This is a genomic window from Virgibacillus sp. 7505 (genome assembly GCF_002272135.1).
Classification (GTDB): Bacteria; Bacillota; Bacilli; order Bacillales; family Amphibacillaceae; genus Terribacillus.
This window is the reverse complement of record NZ_NPBF01000361.1, coordinates 1-227: the sequence shown is the minus strand read 5'-3', so window position 1 is coordinate 227 and position 227 is coordinate 1. Positions and strand designations below refer to the sequence as shown.

1 protein-coding gene is annotated in these 227 nt (G+C 47.6%); it reads right to left on the bottom strand.

Annotation, left to right across the window (positions count from 1 at the left end):
- Positions 1-73: 73 nt before the first annotated feature.
- A partial coding sequence (locus tag CHH91_RS19335; protein WP_141234267.1) for a zinc ribbon domain-containing protein occupies positions 74-227 on the bottom strand: 154 nt, incomplete at its 5' end.

Here is a 227-nt window from a genome sequence, read left to right as displayed (position 1 = left end):
TTCTCAAATCATCGGGACTCGTAACCTCGTCCCTCCTTGAAGGCCAGTTCCTGGCCTGATTACATCGGTGCAGCTAGGATACGTTTTGCAAAGCTAGTTTCAATATGTTAATGGCTGCATTTTCGTCCCGATCTGCGATGTACCCGCAAGAACATTGATGGACACGAACAGCAAGTGATTTGGGGACAATTTCGCCGCAGTTAGAGCATTGTTGTGAGGTGTGGTAT